Annotated in this window: 12 protein-coding genes; 5 read left to right on the top strand and 7 right to left on the bottom strand. The window is 33.1% G+C overall.

Features of this window, described 5'->3' with window-relative positions:
- Positions 1-140 precede the first annotated feature (140 nt).
- Both ACYSNX_RS03410 and ACYSNX_RS03415 read left to right on the top strand, forming a co-directional pair.
- Positions 141-854 (top strand): response regulator transcription factor, encoded by a 714-nt coding sequence (locus ACYSNX_RS03410; protein WP_461753286.1) that lies wholly within the window; start codon positions 141-143, stop codon positions 852-854.
- A 378-nt stretch (positions 855-1,232) separates the two neighbouring features.
- The gene (locus tag ACYSNX_RS03415) at positions 1,233-2,591 is read left to right on the top strand and encodes a hydroxymethylglutaryl-CoA synthase family protein (protein WP_461753287.1); all 1,359 of its coding nucleotides are present in this window, start codon (positions 1,233-1,235) and stop codon (positions 2,589-2,591) included.
- A 105-nt stretch (positions 2,592-2,696) separates the two neighbouring features.
- Here the strand turns inward: ACYSNX_RS03415 and ACYSNX_RS03420 are convergent, their stop codons facing one another.
- The gene (locus ACYSNX_RS03420; protein ID WP_461753288.1) at positions 2,697-3,644 is read right to left on the bottom strand and encodes a Na/Pi cotransporter family protein; all 948 of its coding nucleotides are present in this window, start codon (positions 3,642-3,644) and stop codon (positions 2,697-2,699) included.
- A gap of 275 nt (positions 3,645-3,919) precedes the next feature.
- Positions 3,920-7,351: a pyruvate carboxylase gene (locus ACYSNX_RS03425; RefSeq protein WP_461753289.1), complete on the bottom strand. Its 3,432-nt coding sequence runs from the start codon at positions 7,349-7,351 to the stop codon at positions 3,920-3,922.
- A 400-nt stretch (positions 7,352-7,751) separates the two neighbouring features.
- Between ACYSNX_RS03425 and ACYSNX_RS03430 the strand changes: the two genes are divergently transcribed.
- Complete coding sequence (locus ACYSNX_RS03430) at positions 7,752-8,333, top strand: chromate transporter (RefSeq protein ID WP_461753290.1); 582 nt, start codon at positions 7,752-7,754, stop codon at positions 8,331-8,333.
- Between the two features lie 3 nt (positions 8,334-8,336).
- Entirely contained in the window at positions 8,337-8,885 is a 549-nt protein-coding gene (locus ACYSNX_RS03435; protein WP_461753291.1) for a chromate transporter, read from the top strand.
- Between the two features lie 186 nt (positions 8,886-9,071).
- Here the strand turns inward: ACYSNX_RS03435 and ACYSNX_RS03440 are convergent, their stop codons facing one another.
- Positions 9,072-10,115 (bottom strand): CNNM domain-containing protein, encoded by a 1,044-nt coding sequence (locus ACYSNX_RS03440; RefSeq protein ID WP_461753292.1) that lies wholly within the window; start codon positions 10,113-10,115, stop codon positions 9,072-9,074.
- Positions 10,116-10,257: 142 nt separating this feature from the next.
- The gene (locus ACYSNX_RS03445) at positions 10,258-11,733 is read right to left on the bottom strand and encodes an anion permease (RefSeq protein WP_461753293.1); all 1,476 of its coding nucleotides are present in this window, start codon (positions 11,731-11,733) and stop codon (positions 10,258-10,260) included.
- Between the two features lie 255 nt (positions 11,734-11,988).
- On the opposite strand from ACYSNX_RS03445, the gene ACYSNX_RS03450 reads away from it, so the two are divergent.
- Positions 11,989-12,339: a DUF2200 domain-containing protein gene (locus ACYSNX_RS03450; RefSeq protein WP_461753294.1), complete on the top strand. Its 351-nt coding sequence runs from the start codon at positions 11,989-11,991 to the stop codon at positions 12,337-12,339.
- A gap of 159 nt (positions 12,340-12,498) precedes the next feature.
- Here the strand turns inward: ACYSNX_RS03450 and ACYSNX_RS03455 are convergent, their stop codons facing one another.
- The 3 genes from ACYSNX_RS03455 to sucC form a co-directional block, all read right to left on the bottom strand.
- On the bottom strand, positions 12,499-12,903 hold the full coding sequence (locus ACYSNX_RS03455; protein ID WP_461753295.1) for a DoxX family protein: 405 nt from the start codon (positions 12,901-12,903) through the stop codon (positions 12,499-12,501).
- Between the two features lie 68 nt (positions 12,904-12,971).
- Positions 12,972-13,679, bottom strand: a complete 708-nt coding sequence (locus ACYSNX_RS03460; RefSeq protein WP_461753296.1) for an SDR family oxidoreductase — start codon at positions 13,677-13,679, stop codon at positions 12,972-12,974.
- Between the two features lie 323 nt (positions 13,680-14,002).
- On the bottom strand, positions 14,003-15,196 hold the full coding sequence (sucC, locus tag ACYSNX_RS03465) for an ADP-forming succinate--CoA ligase subunit beta (protein ID WP_461753297.1): 1,194 nt from the start codon (positions 15,194-15,196) through the stop codon (positions 14,003-14,005).
- Positions 15,197-15,329: the final 133 nt, after the last annotated feature.

Consider the following 15,329-nt stretch of genomic DNA (forward strand, 5'->3'; position numbering starts at 1 on the left):
TCAGAACATTATATTAAGAAAAATCAAGCCCTTTACTAACCATTAAAAACACTTTCATTATATGAGATAATAAATTTGAGCCAACCTATTTTTAAACCAAGTGATTATAATTTGTAGAAAATGCAATTACACTCGATAAAATGATAGAATTCACCCAATCAATCTATGAAAAGGTAGACCCTAGAAATAAAACAGCGTTTACCAGTCCTGAGGTTGCATTGGCTAGAAAAATGAAATACTATTTTTATATACAGGATTGTATATTGGATAAAGCTATTTTATCGGACTCAGCTTTTGAAAACACAACAGGACACCCACCTCGTTTTTTGAAATGGAGCCATTTTAAAAAACTAATACATGAGCAAGATCAAGACGATGTCAATAAATATCGTAAAAGAGCAACAAAATTAACCTCTAAACTTGATTATGGCGATCTCTTTAAGTATGTGATTTACTTCCATTTTAGAATACGGTGTGCCAATAAACGGTACATTCGAGTCTTAGAGAAAAGGCAAGTCATTGAAGTAACCACAGATGGAAAAGTAAGTAAACTTTTAATACAACATCAAGTGATTCCTTCCCTACAACAAGAAATCGGTAACAATTTTAAAATATTTGATTTAACCACCAACACCTACATTAAAGATGAACATCATTTTCATCTAACAAAAAGAGAATTTGAAATATTACGTTTAATTAAAGAGGGCTATAATAGCGGAGAGATATCGGATAAATTAGTAATAAGTATACAGACCATCCAAACCCACCGCAAAAATATTTTAGCCAAATCTCAATGTAATAGCTTCATTGAAGTGATTCAAAAATATGAATCTCAAGAGGCTAAAAAAATATAAAAAATGTATAAGTTAAGTAGCGTCCCCCCTTTACTTGTATTTATTACATTTTTAATAGAAGGCTAGTTGCAGTTTTCGTTTCCCTATTCGAACCTAGAATAGAAAGTTACAGTTTAGTATTTCTTTTACGGACTGTTTTTTGTCTTTTTACTTCTAATAAAAGACAAATAAAATACAAAGATCTTTGTGTTTTACTTTTTCCAATTTTTAAGGACTTTATTTTATATAGCTGTTTTTGTGCCTATTAAAGCAGCAGGACTCTTCCTATACAATAGTATTATAGCTATGTTAATTCTTTTTTAGAATAAAACACCATTTATTGTATGGTTAATATTTTAATTACTGCTATTTTTACAGGTCACTTTTAAAAGACACATCATGAAAGTAGGAATTGACAGTATCTCCTTTTATATACCAAGTATTCATTTGCCCATTACTACCCTAGCATTAGAGCGTAAGATTGAACCAATGAAATTAATCAAAGGTTTGGGACTTGAGAAAATGGTTTTATTAGACACTAACCAAGATGTTATTTCTATGGCTGCCAATGCAGCATACCGACTATTACAAGACAACCCTAATTGTCCCCTTGATAAAATCGCTAAGATTTACGTGGGAAGTGAAAGCTCTTTGGACAATTCAAAGCCAATTGCTTCTTATGTATTAGGATTATTAGAACAAGTTTATCCAAAAGACAGCTTTTTAAACTGTGACGCAGTAGATCATACGTTTGCTTGTATTGGAGCTGTGGATGCCATGCAGAATGCCTTAGATTTTGTACGTGCAAATCCAACCAAAAAAGCTATTGTAATTGCTACAGATCATGCAAAATATGATTTAGAATCTACGGGAGAATATACCCAAGGAGCTGGTGCTATTGCTCTATTAATAAGTAGTGATCCTAGAGTCTTAAGTTTCCATGGACAAAGCGGTGTAGCTACCAAAAGTGTATTTGACTTCTTCAAGCCTTATCACAAAATTTCTAAAAAAGAAATAACGCAACAGGAACAAAATACACCTTGGTTCAATATTTTAGAAGCTGAAGTTTCCGTTCATAAGGAACAGCCTGTTTTTGATGGACAATATTCCAATGAGTGTTATATTGAAAGAATAAAACAAGCATATAGTAATTTCAAATCTGTCAATAACATTGACCAACAAAATTACTATAACAATTGGGAATCCATTTTAATGCATTTGCCTTATTGCTACCAAGGAAGAAGAACTTTCCAGGAAATAATACTTTTAGAGGATCCATCTTTAATAGATCAAAAAGCAGAGAATGTAAATGAACAAATCAAGGCTTTTGCTAAATCAGAAGACTATTTAGAAATTGTAAAAAATAAAATTGCACCTTCTGAAATAGCTTCAGCCAAGGTCGGAAATATATATACAGGTTCTATTTTTTTAGGCTTGCTTTCTACTCTTACTTACTTTCAAAGTATTAACAAAGATATTCAAGGAAAAAACATTGGTTTTATCGCCTATGGTTCTGGTTCTAAATCCAAAGTTTTTGAAGCAACCGTAGAGCAAAAATGGCAAGAAGGACTTCCTAAAATTTCTGTTACTCAGGTTTTGGACGAGTCATTTGAAATTGATTTCCCTACTTATATGGCATTACACAAAAAAGAGCTTAAAGAACCTATTAATCCGCAAAAAGATCAATTCGCATTAAATTTTGTGGAAGAAGAAAATCCAAATTTAGTAGGAGCTAGATACTATACTTTTATAAAATAGCCTTCTAAAAATAACTATTTTCCCTAATATAAAAGCTTTAAGACACTTAGTCTTAAAGCTTTTATATTTTATACTTGTAATTTACAAGTTTAGCCACTAAAAATTTTAAATCCCAAGTTTAGCCTCTTGGTACCAATGGTGTTTCATTAGTCTTTTTAAAGTTGGTTGTAAAAACACTAAAAAGAACAAAGAAGTAAAAGTATTACTTAAAGTAAAAGCTATGGCTACTTGCAAAGAAGCTTGACTGCTAAAGGAAAGAGCAATATCCTTTAAAAAACCTAAAAAGGGAAAAAGTAAAATAACTCCAATAATGTTAAACATGCAACTGGCAAAAGCAACTAATTTGGATAAAGACGATAAACGCATACTCACTAACAATGCAGTAGAGGTTGTTCCAATATTGGCCCCAATAACAATAGGAATAGCCGCATTTATATCAATGGTACCTTGACCAAGTAAAACAATCACCAAACCTACTACAACTGAACTAGACTGAACTATAATAGTAATTATTATCCCATAAATAATACCTAAAATAGGCGTTGATGCTTTTGCAAGTATAGCCATGAGATATGGGTTACTCTTTATTGGCTCCATTGCCACTGATATAAAAGATAGGCTAAAGAAAATAAAACCAAAATAAAAAATAGGTTTACCAATAACAGCTATCTTTTTGGGTATCATACTAAGGGTACTTCCTAATACAATAAAGAAAGGCCCTAAAAAAGAGGAATTTAAAGATACAATCCACGCAGTAGATGTAGTACCAATATTGGTACCTAAAAGTATCATTATACTATCTTTAAATGCAATAACCCCACTATTTACTAGGGTCACTGTCAAAGTAGAAACTAAGGTACTAGATTGTATAACTGCAGTAAAGATAGCGCCTAAGAAAAAACCACCTAAGGGTAGTTTAGTTACTTTACTTACCAATAGAGAAAGTTTATGTGTACCTATAGACTCTATCTCCCTACTAAAACTCTGTAGTCCAAAAATAAATAAAGTAATAGAGCAGATAATAACGATTATAGTTTGAAAAGTTTCATACATACATTCCAGAATATTATTCTCCTTTATGGAGCTAATTATTTATGCTAAAAATATCAGCATTTTTATAAGTTAAAGATAGCAATTAATATAAAATCAAAAAGGGACTGTCTCACAATTGAAGATAGCCCCTTTTTTGTTTAATAAATATCGTATTTTACTTTGTATAATTTAATTATTTAATCTAAAATATAAACTATACCTAATAATTTTCTTCTGAATGACACTCAAATAACCTTTATGAGATAGCCTCCTAATATTATTATTTATATAGAAATCTATTTTATTTCTATTACAGCATCATTTTGATCTACCATCACACCACTTGGCAAATAGATTTGAGTTACAACCCCAGCAGTAGAAGCAGTAACATTACTCTCCATTTTCATGGCTTCAATAACAAATAAAGGAGTTCCAGGTTCCACCTTATCCCCTACTTTTACCAAAATACTAGATAAACTCCCTTGTAAAGGCGCCCCTACTTGGTGTTTGCTATCCTCTACCTTCCTATGTTGTGCTTTTGTAGAGGTGATACTATTGTCTTTTACTTTAATGATTCGTATTCCTCCATTTAATCCAAAAGAAACCGTTCTATAACCTAATTCATCCGCAGTAGATATAAATCTAAGGGTAATGTGAACAGTCTTACCTTTGGCTATTTTTACCTGTATTTCTTGTCCAATCTTTACTGGATAAAAGAAAGAACTAGTTGGTATGTTCTGAACATCCCCAAAGGTTTGCCTGTGCTTATAAAAATCAGCAAATACCTTCGGAAACATTTGGTAGGATAAGAAGTCTAAGAAACTAGCACTAGGGTAATCCCTATTGAAATCACTGAAAGCTAAATCCAGATCAATATCTTCTAAAATAGCTTCCCTAGAAGGGCCTACAACTTCATTTTTTAAGACAATCTTGCGTAATTCTTCTGGGAAACCACCATATGGAACTCCAATATCCCCATTGAAAAAACCTACAACAGATGCAGGGAAACTATGGTTTTGTTTTGGATCTAATACATCTTTTTGGCTTAGGTTATTGGCAGTCATAAATAAGGCCATATCCCCCACTACTTTACTACTTGGAGTTACTTTAACGATATCACCAAACATTTGATTTACAACAGCATAATTTTTCTTTATTACATCTAACTGATCTCCTAGACCAACTCCCTCTGCTTGTTGCCTTAAGTTGGAATACTGTCCTCCAGGAATTTCGTTATCATATACCTCTGCAGTAGAAGATTTTAGATCCGACTCAAAAGGGTAATATTTCTCTCTCACTACATCCCAATAATTAGAATGCTGATTCAAAGAAGGCAAATTCATGGAGGTATTCTCTCTTTGGTGCCCCTGTAAAAGGGCTACTAATGAATTTAAACTTGGTTGAGAAGTAGTACCACTAAAAGATGCAATAGCACAATCAATACTATCCACACCTGCTTCAATAGCCCTTAAATAAGTCGCTATTTGCGTTCCTGCTGTATCGTGGGAGTGTAATGCAATTGGAATTGATATATTTTGTTTTAAAGTAGATATTAATTCATGAGCTGCTTGTGGTTTTAATAAACCAGCCATGTCTTTTACTGCTAGCATATGAGCCCCGGCATCCTGTAATTTTAAAGCTAAATCAACATAATAATTTAAATTGTACTTATTGTTGGTTGTACGCAAAACATCTCCTGTATAACAAATAGATCCTTGAGCAATAGAATTGGTGTATTTATTAACGTAATCAATGGCAGTAACCATTGAATCTAAATTATTCAGAGAGTCAAATATTCTAAATATATCTATACCATGATTAGCAGCTTGTTCAATAAATTGCTGGATAACATTCTTTGGATAACTAGAATAACCAACTGCATTGCTGCCTCTAAAGAGCATTTGTAACAGAACATTAGGCATAGCTTGGCGAATTTGTGCTAAGCGTTCCCATGGACATTCATGTAAAAATCGCATAGCAACATCAAAGGTAGCTCCACCCCAAACTTCACTTGAAAAAACACCAGAGTTATTTTGAGCAAAACTACCAGCAGCTGCCAAAATATCCTTTGTTCTTACTCTAGTTGCTACCAAAGACTGATGAGCATCTCTATAAGTGGTATCTGTAAAGAGAATTTGTTTTTCACTAGCGATATGCTCCATTAAAACATCTCTTCCTTTTTCTACAAGAATATCCTTATACCCTGAATTGAAACCTTTTAAAGAATCGAAATCTGGTTGTTTCTCTTTTCTAAACACTTTTGAAGGATCGTAAATCTTTACATCAGGATGTCCATTGATTTGAATATTTCCAATATAATTTAATAGTTTAGTAGAAGAGTCCTTAAGTTTTCTTACTTGGAACAACTCTGGGTGATCTTTAATAAAGTTAACTCCACAATCTCCTTTTTTGAAAACAGGATGGCCAATAACTTGTTCTAAGAATAAAATATTGGTAGTTACTCCTCTTACTCTAAACTCGGATAAAGCGCGTAACATACGTTGAGATGTACCACTTAGTGTACGTCCTGAAGCAGTTACTTTCACAATCATAGAGTCAAAAAAAGGAGATATCTTCATTCCTTGATAAGCAGAGCCTTCATCTAAACGAATCCCATAACCTGCTGCATTGCGATAAGCCATTAAAGTACCATAATCTGGTTTAAAATCATTTAATGGATCCTCTGTGGTAATTCGACACTGAATTGCATATCCATTAGTTTTTAAACTTTCTTGACCTAGAATATGGATCTTAGGATCAGCTAAATGAACCCCTTGAGCAATTAAAATTTGACTTCTAACAATATCAATTCCTGTAATTACCTCAGTAATAGTATGCTCTACTTGAATACGAGGGTTTACCTCAATAAAATATACATGATCTTGTTGATCTACTAAAAACTCCACAGTACCAGCATTATTATACTGTACTTCTTGGGCGATTTTGGTAGCATAATCATACACTTCCTTTTTACATTTAGCAGACAAATTTGGTGCAGGTGCAATTTCAATAACCTTTTGAAATCTTCGTTGTACCGAACAATCCCTCTCAAATAAGTGTACAATATTCCCATAATTATCTGCTAAGATTTGTACCTCAATATGTTTTGGATTTTCTATGAAGCGCTCCATGAAAATACTATCATCACCAAAAGCCTTTTTAGCTTCTCCCTTAGCCTCAAGGTAAGCTGATTTTACTTCACTTACTTCTCTAACAATACGCATTCCGCGTCCACCACCACCAGCAGCTGCCTTTAAAATTAAAGGAAAACCAATACTTTGTGCAATTTTCTCGATTTCCACTATATCTTGTCCTTCCAAAATGGCATCTTCAATTACTGGTATTGCGATGCGTTTTGCCAATTTTTTTGCTGCAATTTTATCCCCTAGTTGTTCCATTACACTACTTCTAGGTCCAACAAAGACAATACCCTCTTGTTCGCAACGACGTACAAAATCCACATTCTCGCTTAAAAAGCCATAACCTGGATGAATAGCATCTACCTCATTTTCTTTGGCTACACGAATAATTTCTTCAATATCCAAATATGGTTTTAAAGGCTGGTCATCTTGTCCAATTTGATAGGACTCATCTGCTTTATACCTATGCATTGAATATCTATCCTCATAAGTGTACACACTTATAGTTCTAATGCCCATCTCTGAAGCAGCACGCAAAACTCGAATGGATATCTCTCCTCGGTTTGCAACAAGTAATTTCTTAAACATTTCAATATTTTTTAGTTGTTTTGATGGTTTATTATTTGCTAATACATAGTATTTATAGAACCATTGTTATAAATATTTCTACGAATTAGCAATCATTGCTATAAACTTAATAAAATAAAAACTAAAAACATTGTGAAATTTACAAATAATGCAAAGTTAAACCTCTCTTGAATTTTGTTAATAAAGTTAAAAAAAGATAGATTTATAAAGGTTGCAACCTAAAATAACAACATATGCTAAACAAAAATATTTCTATCTACTAAATAGTCTATTTTCTGACTTAAAATAAAATTAGTTTTTTTTCTCTTTCCTTGTTTTACCAGTAAAGCAAGCAAAGAATAGGTATAAACCCCTTCTTTTCAAAAATATATTAAGAGCAGTAATAAAATTAACTATGTCTATGTGGTTAGACACAAAATCAGTACTTTGTGAACTAATAATTAATCGAAATATGCTTTTACATTTATTTTTAATCTTCACAAAAATTGGAATGTTCACCATTGGAGGTGGTTACGCTGTAATTCCTCTGATAGAAAAAGATTTGGTTCAAAAAAAATGGCTGTCCAATCAAGAATTTTATGAGTTAATAGCTATAACGGAATCTTTACCTGGAGTTTTTGCCACTAATATTGCCGCTTTGGTAGGTTATAAAATTGCTGGTATAAAAGGAGCTTTAATAGCCGGTCTAGCAACGATAATTGCACCATTTATTTTATTGCTTATTATAGCAATATTTTTAGCCCAGTTCCAACAAAACATCTATGTAGCAAAAGCCTTTAAAGCCCTTAGGCCAATAGTAGTTGCTTTAATCGCGGCGCCTTGTTATACAGCTATTAAAGCCAATAAAATGACAACTAAAACCTTAATACTTCCTTGTATAGCACTTGCTTTAATGTTCTTTGCTGGTTTATCTCCTATTTGGATTATACTCCTTGGAAGTATTTCGGGCATAATATATCACAGTATAATTATAAAAAGCTAACACATGATATTTCTAAAACTATTTTGGGTATTCCTTAAAATTGGAACCTTTGGTTTTGGTGGAGGTTACGCCATGTTGTCTTTTATTCAAGAAGAAGTAGTAGATAACAACCACTGGATAACCAAGGAAGAGTTTACAGACTTAGTTGCCATTTCCCAAATGACGCCAGGGCCAATTGGAATCAACTCGGCCACTTATGTAGGGTTCATCACTTTAGAGAATCAAGGGTATTCTCCGGTGGTCTCTATTCTAGGTTCTTTTATAGCTACACTAGCTTTATGCCTTCCTTCCTTTATAATGATCTGCTTTATTAGCTACTATTATTTCAAATTTAGGTCTAATAAATATTTTTCCTACGCCTTGTCGGCAATTAAACCTCTTGGTATATCCCTAATTGCCTTAGCAGCCCTATCGATGACTACGTCAGAAAACTTTACAGGCATAGATAGCATTATACTCTTTGCTCTTGCACTAGTTTGTAGTATTGGCTTTAAAATCCACCCAATCGTTATTCTATTCTCCGGGGCTATTATTGGTCTAATCATATATTAGACACAGACTAAACGCTTTTAAAAATAACACAATCAATTACTAGCTAACTACTTAAACAACAAACATAAAGTATTACTTTAAGTTAAAAGGTGTTTAAACCAAAAAAGTATAACCATTTTAAATAGCAAGAGCCTAGTAAAAACTAGGCTCTTGGTGGACTATATACTTGTGTAAAAACTGTACTTCTTAATCTAAATATTGGTATTTCTTTTGTTTGCTTTTCCATCTCTGCATGGCAAATTCTCTTAAATCCACAATGCGATCCTTTTCATCTACAATTTCAAAACCTAAAAGTGTTTCTAAAACGTCCTCTAGAGATAAAAGTCCGCTGACTTCACCATAATCATTAGTTACAACAGCGATATGCTCTTGGTTGTCAATAAATTTATTCCAAGCATCCACCACGCTATTTCTTTGACTTATAACAAGAATTTCTCTTTTTATATCCGACAATTTTAAATCAAACTTGTCCTCAGCTAAATACTCAAAAACTACCTCCCTTAATACATAACCAATAATATTATCCTTATTATCCTGGTAAATTGGAATTCTAGAGAAATGTAAAAGTTCTTTGTTCTGTAAGAACTCTCCTAAAGTCATTTCACTATCAGCACTTACCATCATAATACGAGGTGTTTGAATTTGATCAACATCCACAGATTTTAATGCTATAATATTTTGAATAATACGATTCTCTTTTCCTTCTAAAATACCTTCCTGTTCCCCAATACTTGCTAAAACAGCAATCTCTTCTCTACTAGTTGTATTAGAATTTTGTCCTCTTGTAAGGCGCTTGGTTAAAAAAGAAGAAAGCAATACCAAAGGATAACATACCCAAATCATCATTTTGATTACTTTAGTACTAGTCTTATATAATTCATTGGCATAATTGGCCCCTAGAGTCTTAGGAATAATTTCTGTAAGTACAAGAATAAGCAAGGTTAAAATCGCAGAAATAACTCCAAAATAAGCTTGTCCAAAAACTAAAGTTGCTTGTGCACCAACTCCCGCAGCTCCAACAGTGTGAGCTATAGTGTTTAAAGACAAAATAGCAGATAAGGGTTTATCTACGTCTTTTTTCATATCTAGCATGCTTTGTGCATTTTTGTCACCTGATTCTACTTTAGTACGTAAGAATGCAACAGAAATAGATAGTAAAACCGCCTCAGCTATCGAACAAATAAAAGATATCGATAAGGCAAGTGATAAGTAAACTAATAATAGTATCATATATATTTTTAAATTCAAAGCAAAATTAAACTTTTAAAATACCATTATTATAAAAATATTAACCCAAGCATAAAAAATCTAACCTGAAGTGTACAAATTAATTTACTTACCTGTTTTTACAAAATAGTTTTACCTACGTATTTTACCAAAAACCTAAGAATTTCCACCAAAGAGCTCCTATGAAAACAAAGATTAATAAGTTTATAACACTCATTATAAATCCTGTCTTCCACCATTGTCCTAAAGTAGTATAACCGGAACCGAAAATAATGGGCGCTGTACCTGTACCATAATGGGTCAAAGACATCATTAAAGATGATGAAAATCCAAGAGCCAAAGCCAATAACATTGGTGGAGTTCCAAGGGCTATACCTGCAGCGAAAAAGGCTCCAAACATCGCCGTTATATGGGCAGTTGTACTGGCAAAAAAGTAATGAGAATAAACATAAACTAGCAACAGTATACCAGCTCCTACTGCCCAAGACACTCCTAAATCATCAATACCAGAACCCACAATATTGGCCAACCAACTAACTAAGCCTAATTTACCAAGGTAAGAGGCCATCATTACTAAAGCAGCAAACCAAACAATAGTATCCCAAGCACCTGTATTTTTTAAAATATCTTCCCAAGTTAAAACCCCACTTGCAATTAAAACAGACAAACCTATAAAGGCGGCTGTAGTGGGCTGAACAGCAAAAGTTTCACCAAACACAGCAGCAGGAACTCCAGCCCATAGCAATAGTAAGAGTATAAAAACGCCTAAAGTGATTTTTTCCGCTAGAGAAATTGGCCCTAAATCTGCAATACGTTGTTTTGCAAATAATGGTGCGTCGGGTGTCTTTTTAATCTCTGGTGGATACAGATAATAGATTACTAATGGCATAATTATCAAACAGATAATCGCAGGCAAAAAGGCTGCTAAAGCCCATGTAATCCAAGATAAATATTCCCCAGGCGAAGTACCTTCATAAATCAAGGCTATAATTAGTGGGTTGGGCGCTGTAGCAGTTATAAACATAGCCGAAGTAATTGGATTAGTATTATAATTCACTAGAGCTAAGTAAGTACCTATTTTACCACTTGTACCCTGTTTTTCACTAGAATTAAAACTAGAAGCAATTGATCGCATAATGGGATGTATAATTCCTCCTCCTCTTGCTGTGTTACTTGGAGTAACAGGAGCTAAAACCATTTCAGAGAACACCAATGAATAGGCTATACCCAATGTTTTCTTACCAAAAACAGAAATAAGGTAATAACCAATACGAGGCCCTAATCCAGTTTTACTTAAACTCATAGAAATCATAATAGAGATTCCAATAAGCCATATTAGATCATTTGAAAAACCACTCAAAGCATCTGCTAAAGCAGCCTTTGGATTTGCTGGATTAGTTACCCCTGTAATAGCTACTAAAGCGATAGCTAAAATAGAAACACCTCCAATTGGCAAAGCCTTTCCAATAATAGCGGCAATAGTTCCTACAAATAAGGCTAGTAAATGCCAAGCATTTGGAGTAACCCCTTGTGGGACTGGAATTACAAACCAAATAATTAAAGTGATAGCCACAGCAATGCTAGCTGGAATCCATTTTATGGGTTGAAGTTGATTATTCATAATTAAATACTTTTGCTAATACTAAAGATACGATAATTATCAAAAAAACACACAAATAACCAACAAAGCTTTCTTTAAATATTAATTTAACACAAATTCAAAATTTAAAATATTATAAATATAGAATTTTAAATTTTAACTAAAAGCGAATTAATATGATATAGAGGCTAAATCCCTGACATTTTGCCCGTTTACCACTGTAACAAACGCTAATAGTTGTATATTTAAAAATAAGAATTAAACTTTAGCAAAAAGATGAAGAATAATCGTGTTTACCAAATGACTTTTGCCAGCATATACCCCTTATATATCAATAAAGTAGAAAAAAAGGCACGAACTGTCCTAGAGCTAGATCTAGTAATAACTTGGCTTACTGGTTATGACCCAAAGGCCATACAACAAACCATTATAAACAAATACACTTTAGAAGAATTCTTTGATAAGGCTCCAAACTTTAATGAGAATGCCTATAAAATTACAGGGAGTATATGCGGCTACAAAGTACAGGAAATAGAAGAAGAACTAATGAGAAAGATCCGTTACTTAGACAAATTAGTCGATGAGTTAGCCAAAGGAAAAAAAATGGAGAATATACTTAGAAAATAAAAGGGACTATCTCACAAAGGTTATTTCGTTGTCAATCAGAAGTAATTTATTAGGTATAGTCTATATTTCAGATTAAATAATTAAATTATACTAAGTATAATACGATATTTATAAACAAAAAAGGGGTTGTCTTCAATTGTTAGACAGCCCCTTTTATCTTTATTTGAAAATACCTTTATCTCCTTGATAAATTGCCAGTTTACCTGGCCCTATAAATACAATAGTAATAGCTGCTATTAAAAACAGTATATTTAATTCTGCATTAACTCCCCCTGTAGCAGGGTTTATAAAAAAGCCCTCTACTCCTTTTACTAGAACAATAGACATCACCATAGTAAAGGCAATAAGAAAAGCGGATATCCTTGTTGCAAAGCCTAATATTAATAAAATAGGGGCTAAAACCTCTGAAATCGGTACACCTAGCCACAATAACTTAGGTAAGCCACTTTCTTGTAATTGCGAAATAATATAATCATGTCCATTAATTAGCTTGTGTATACCATGCAAAAGCATAAGTCCACCTACACCAAGACGCAGCATTAAGCTACCAAAATCTCTACTCATATTAGTTAATTATTAATTATAAACTGCCTTTAAGGATAGCCTCACAAAATTCATCCGTCCTTTTTCTGCTATACGGAAGTCTTTGTCGGACGTATTTCAATTTTACTAGGTAATACATTTGCTTTCATTTGAAGTATATCTACTACTAATTCAGCCATATCCTCTGGTTGAATTTTCCAAGCATCCGCCTTTGTGGGAGTATGATCGTTAAAATTGCTTGTTACAGACCCTGGAAGAATAGTTGTTACTTTAACCCCGTAGTTTCTCAAATCAAGCATTGCTGCTTGAGTAAATCCTACAACTCCAAATTTACTAGCATTGTATCCCGCTCCATTGGCAAAAAAGTTAATACCAGCTAAACTGGCAATAGAGATATAGTAACCTTTATTTTTTATCAACTCTGAAGCACTCGCTTTTAAAGTATGAAAAACTCCAGTTAAATTCGTATCAATCATTGCATTCCACTGTTCTAAAGAAAGCTCAAACACTGGAGCGAAGATTCCTAAACCTGCATTTGCAATCACCACATCCACTTTACCAAAACGCTCTACTATTTTATCAACAGCACTTTGTTCTTGATCAAATACTCTTACATCAGATACAATACCCAAGACATCACCAAATTCTGATAACTCTTGTGTTACTAAGTCTACTGTTTTTTGATCCCTTCCACTAAAGGCTACTTTACAATTGTTTTGCAATAATCCCTTAGCTATTCCTTTTCCAATCCCTTTTGTTGCTCCAGTTATATAAACTACTTTTCCTTCTAAGTTCATTGTAGAAAATTTAAATTTAATATTCCTTTAAATATAAACAAAAAAAACATTCATACTACCTTTAATAGAACTTAATAAAACGTTTTTTCATTTATAAACTCGTCTAAATTTTTAATGTTTCCGAAAACGACATTTCTAACCAAAAAAAAGGGAATATCTCATAAAGGTTACTTTGCTGTCATTCAGAAGTAGTTATTTAGATATAGTTTATATTTTAGATTAAATAATTAAATTATACTAAGTAAAATACGATATTTATTAAGCAAAAAAAGGGCTGTCTCCAATTGTGAGACAGCCCCTTTACTTTGTTGTAATCTATTGAATTAAGATAATGCAGCTTTAACTTGATCAGCAGCTTCTTGGAAAGCTACAGCAGATAAAATTGGCATACCTGAAGCATCAATTAATTCTTTCGCTAATTCAGCGTTTGTTCCTTGTAAACGTACAATAATAGGCACGTTGATATCGTCACCCATATTTTTGTAAGCATCAACAACTCCTTGAGCAACACGGTCACAACGAACGATTCCTCCGAAGATGTTAATTAAAATTGCTTTTACGTTTGGATCTTTTAAAATAATACGGAAAGCAGTTTCAACACGTTTAGCATCAGCAGTTCCTCCAACGTCTAAGAAGTTAGCAGGTTCGAAACCAGCATACTTAATTAAGTCCATTGTAGCCATCGCTAATCCAGCTCCGTTTACCATACAACCTACAGTACCATCTAAGTCTACATAGTTTAATCCTGCAGCATTAGCTTCTACTTCAATTGGTCTCTCTTCAGAAAAGTCTCTGTACTCAGCATACTCTTTTTGTCTGTAAAGAGCGTTATCATCGATAGTAACTTTAGCATCAACAGCTAAGATTTTATCATCAGATGTTTTCAATACTGGGTTAATTTCAAACATAGAAGCATCACTTCCAATGTATGCTCTGTATAAAGCATCTACGAACTTCACCATTTCTTTGAAAGCGTTTCCTGTTAATCCTAAGTTGAAAGCAATTTTTCTAGCTTGGAATCCTTGTAAACCAACAGCTGGATCAATTTCTTCTTTGAAGATTAAATGAGGAGTGTTTTCAGCTACTTCTTCAATATCCATTCCACCTTCAGTAGAATACATAATCATATTACGTCCTTTAGCTCTATCTAATAAAACTGACATATAGAATTCTGAAGTTTCGCTTTCCCCTGGGTAGTATACATCTTCTGCAACTAAAACGCGGTTAACTTTTTTTCCTTCTGGTGGAGTTTGAGGAGTAATAAGATCCATACCGATAATGTTACCAGCAATCTCTTTTACTTGCTCTAAGTTCTTAGCCAACTTAACTCCTCCCCCTTTACCTCTTCCACCTGCGTGGATTTGAGCCTTAATTACATACCAACTTGTACCAGTTTCTTCTGTAAGTTCTTTTGCTTTTTCAACAGCCTCTTCAGCGTTATTAGCCACTAACCCACGTTGTACTCTTACTCCGTAGCTAGCTAATATTTCTTTCCCTTGAAATTCATGTAAATTCATAGTTCGATAAGTTTAGCATTTAATTTAAACAGTTACAAAAATAAGAAAACTGTTTTTAATTATCTAATTTATTAGCAGTATATCTTTATTGCTATTTGTTTTTTGACCTTAAAGGTCATTATATAATGTACTT

It is taken from the genome of Myroides sp. LJL115 (genome assembly GCF_054871665.1).

What these genes read in the sequence shown, in the direction of transcription:
- ACYSNX_RS03435 (WP_461753291.1), top strand. Translation starts at nt 8,337, where the DNA reads ATGATATTTCTAAAACTATTTTGGGTATTCCTTAAAATTGGAACCTTT.
- ACYSNX_RS03430 (WP_461753290.1), top strand. Translation starts at nt 7,752, where the DNA reads ATGTGGTTAGACACAAAATCAGTACTTTGTGAACTAATAATTAATCGA.
- ACYSNX_RS03450 (WP_461753294.1), top strand. Translation starts at nt 11,989, where the DNA reads ATGAAGAATAATCGTGTTTACCAAATGACTTTTGCCAGCATATACCCC.
- ACYSNX_RS03420 (WP_461753288.1), bottom strand. Translation starts at nt 3,644, where the DNA reads ATGTATGAAACTTTTCAAACTATAATCGTTATTATCTGCTCTATTACT.
- ACYSNX_RS03455 (WP_461753295.1), bottom strand. Translation starts at nt 12,903, where the DNA reads ATGAGTAGAGATTTTGGTAGCTTAATGCTGCGTCTTGGTGTAGGTGGA.
- sucC (WP_461753297.1), bottom strand. Translation starts at nt 15,196, where the DNA reads ATGAATTTACATGAATTTCAAGGGAAAGAAATATTAGCTAGCTACGGA.
- ACYSNX_RS03415 (WP_461753287.1), top strand. Translation starts at nt 1,233, where the DNA reads ATGAAAGTAGGAATTGACAGTATCTCCTTTTATATACCAAGTATTCAT.
- ACYSNX_RS03410 (WP_461753286.1), top strand. Translation starts at nt 141, where the DNA reads ATGATAGAATTCACCCAATCAATCTATGAAAAGGTAGACCCTAGAAAT.
- ACYSNX_RS03425 (WP_461753289.1), bottom strand. Translation starts at nt 7,351, where the DNA reads ATGTTTAAGAAATTACTTGTTGCAAACCGAGGAGAGATATCCATTCGA.
- ACYSNX_RS03440 (WP_461753292.1), bottom strand. Translation starts at nt 10,115, where the DNA reads ATGATACTATTATTAGTTTACTTATCACTTGCCTTATCGATATCTTTT.
- ACYSNX_RS03460 (WP_461753296.1), bottom strand. Translation starts at nt 13,679, where the DNA reads ATGAACTTAGAAGGAAAAGTAGTTTATATAACTGGAGCAACAAAAGGG.
- ACYSNX_RS03445 (WP_461753293.1), bottom strand. Translation starts at nt 11,733, where the DNA reads ATGAATAATCAACTTCAACCCATAAAATGGATTCCAGCTAGCATTGCT.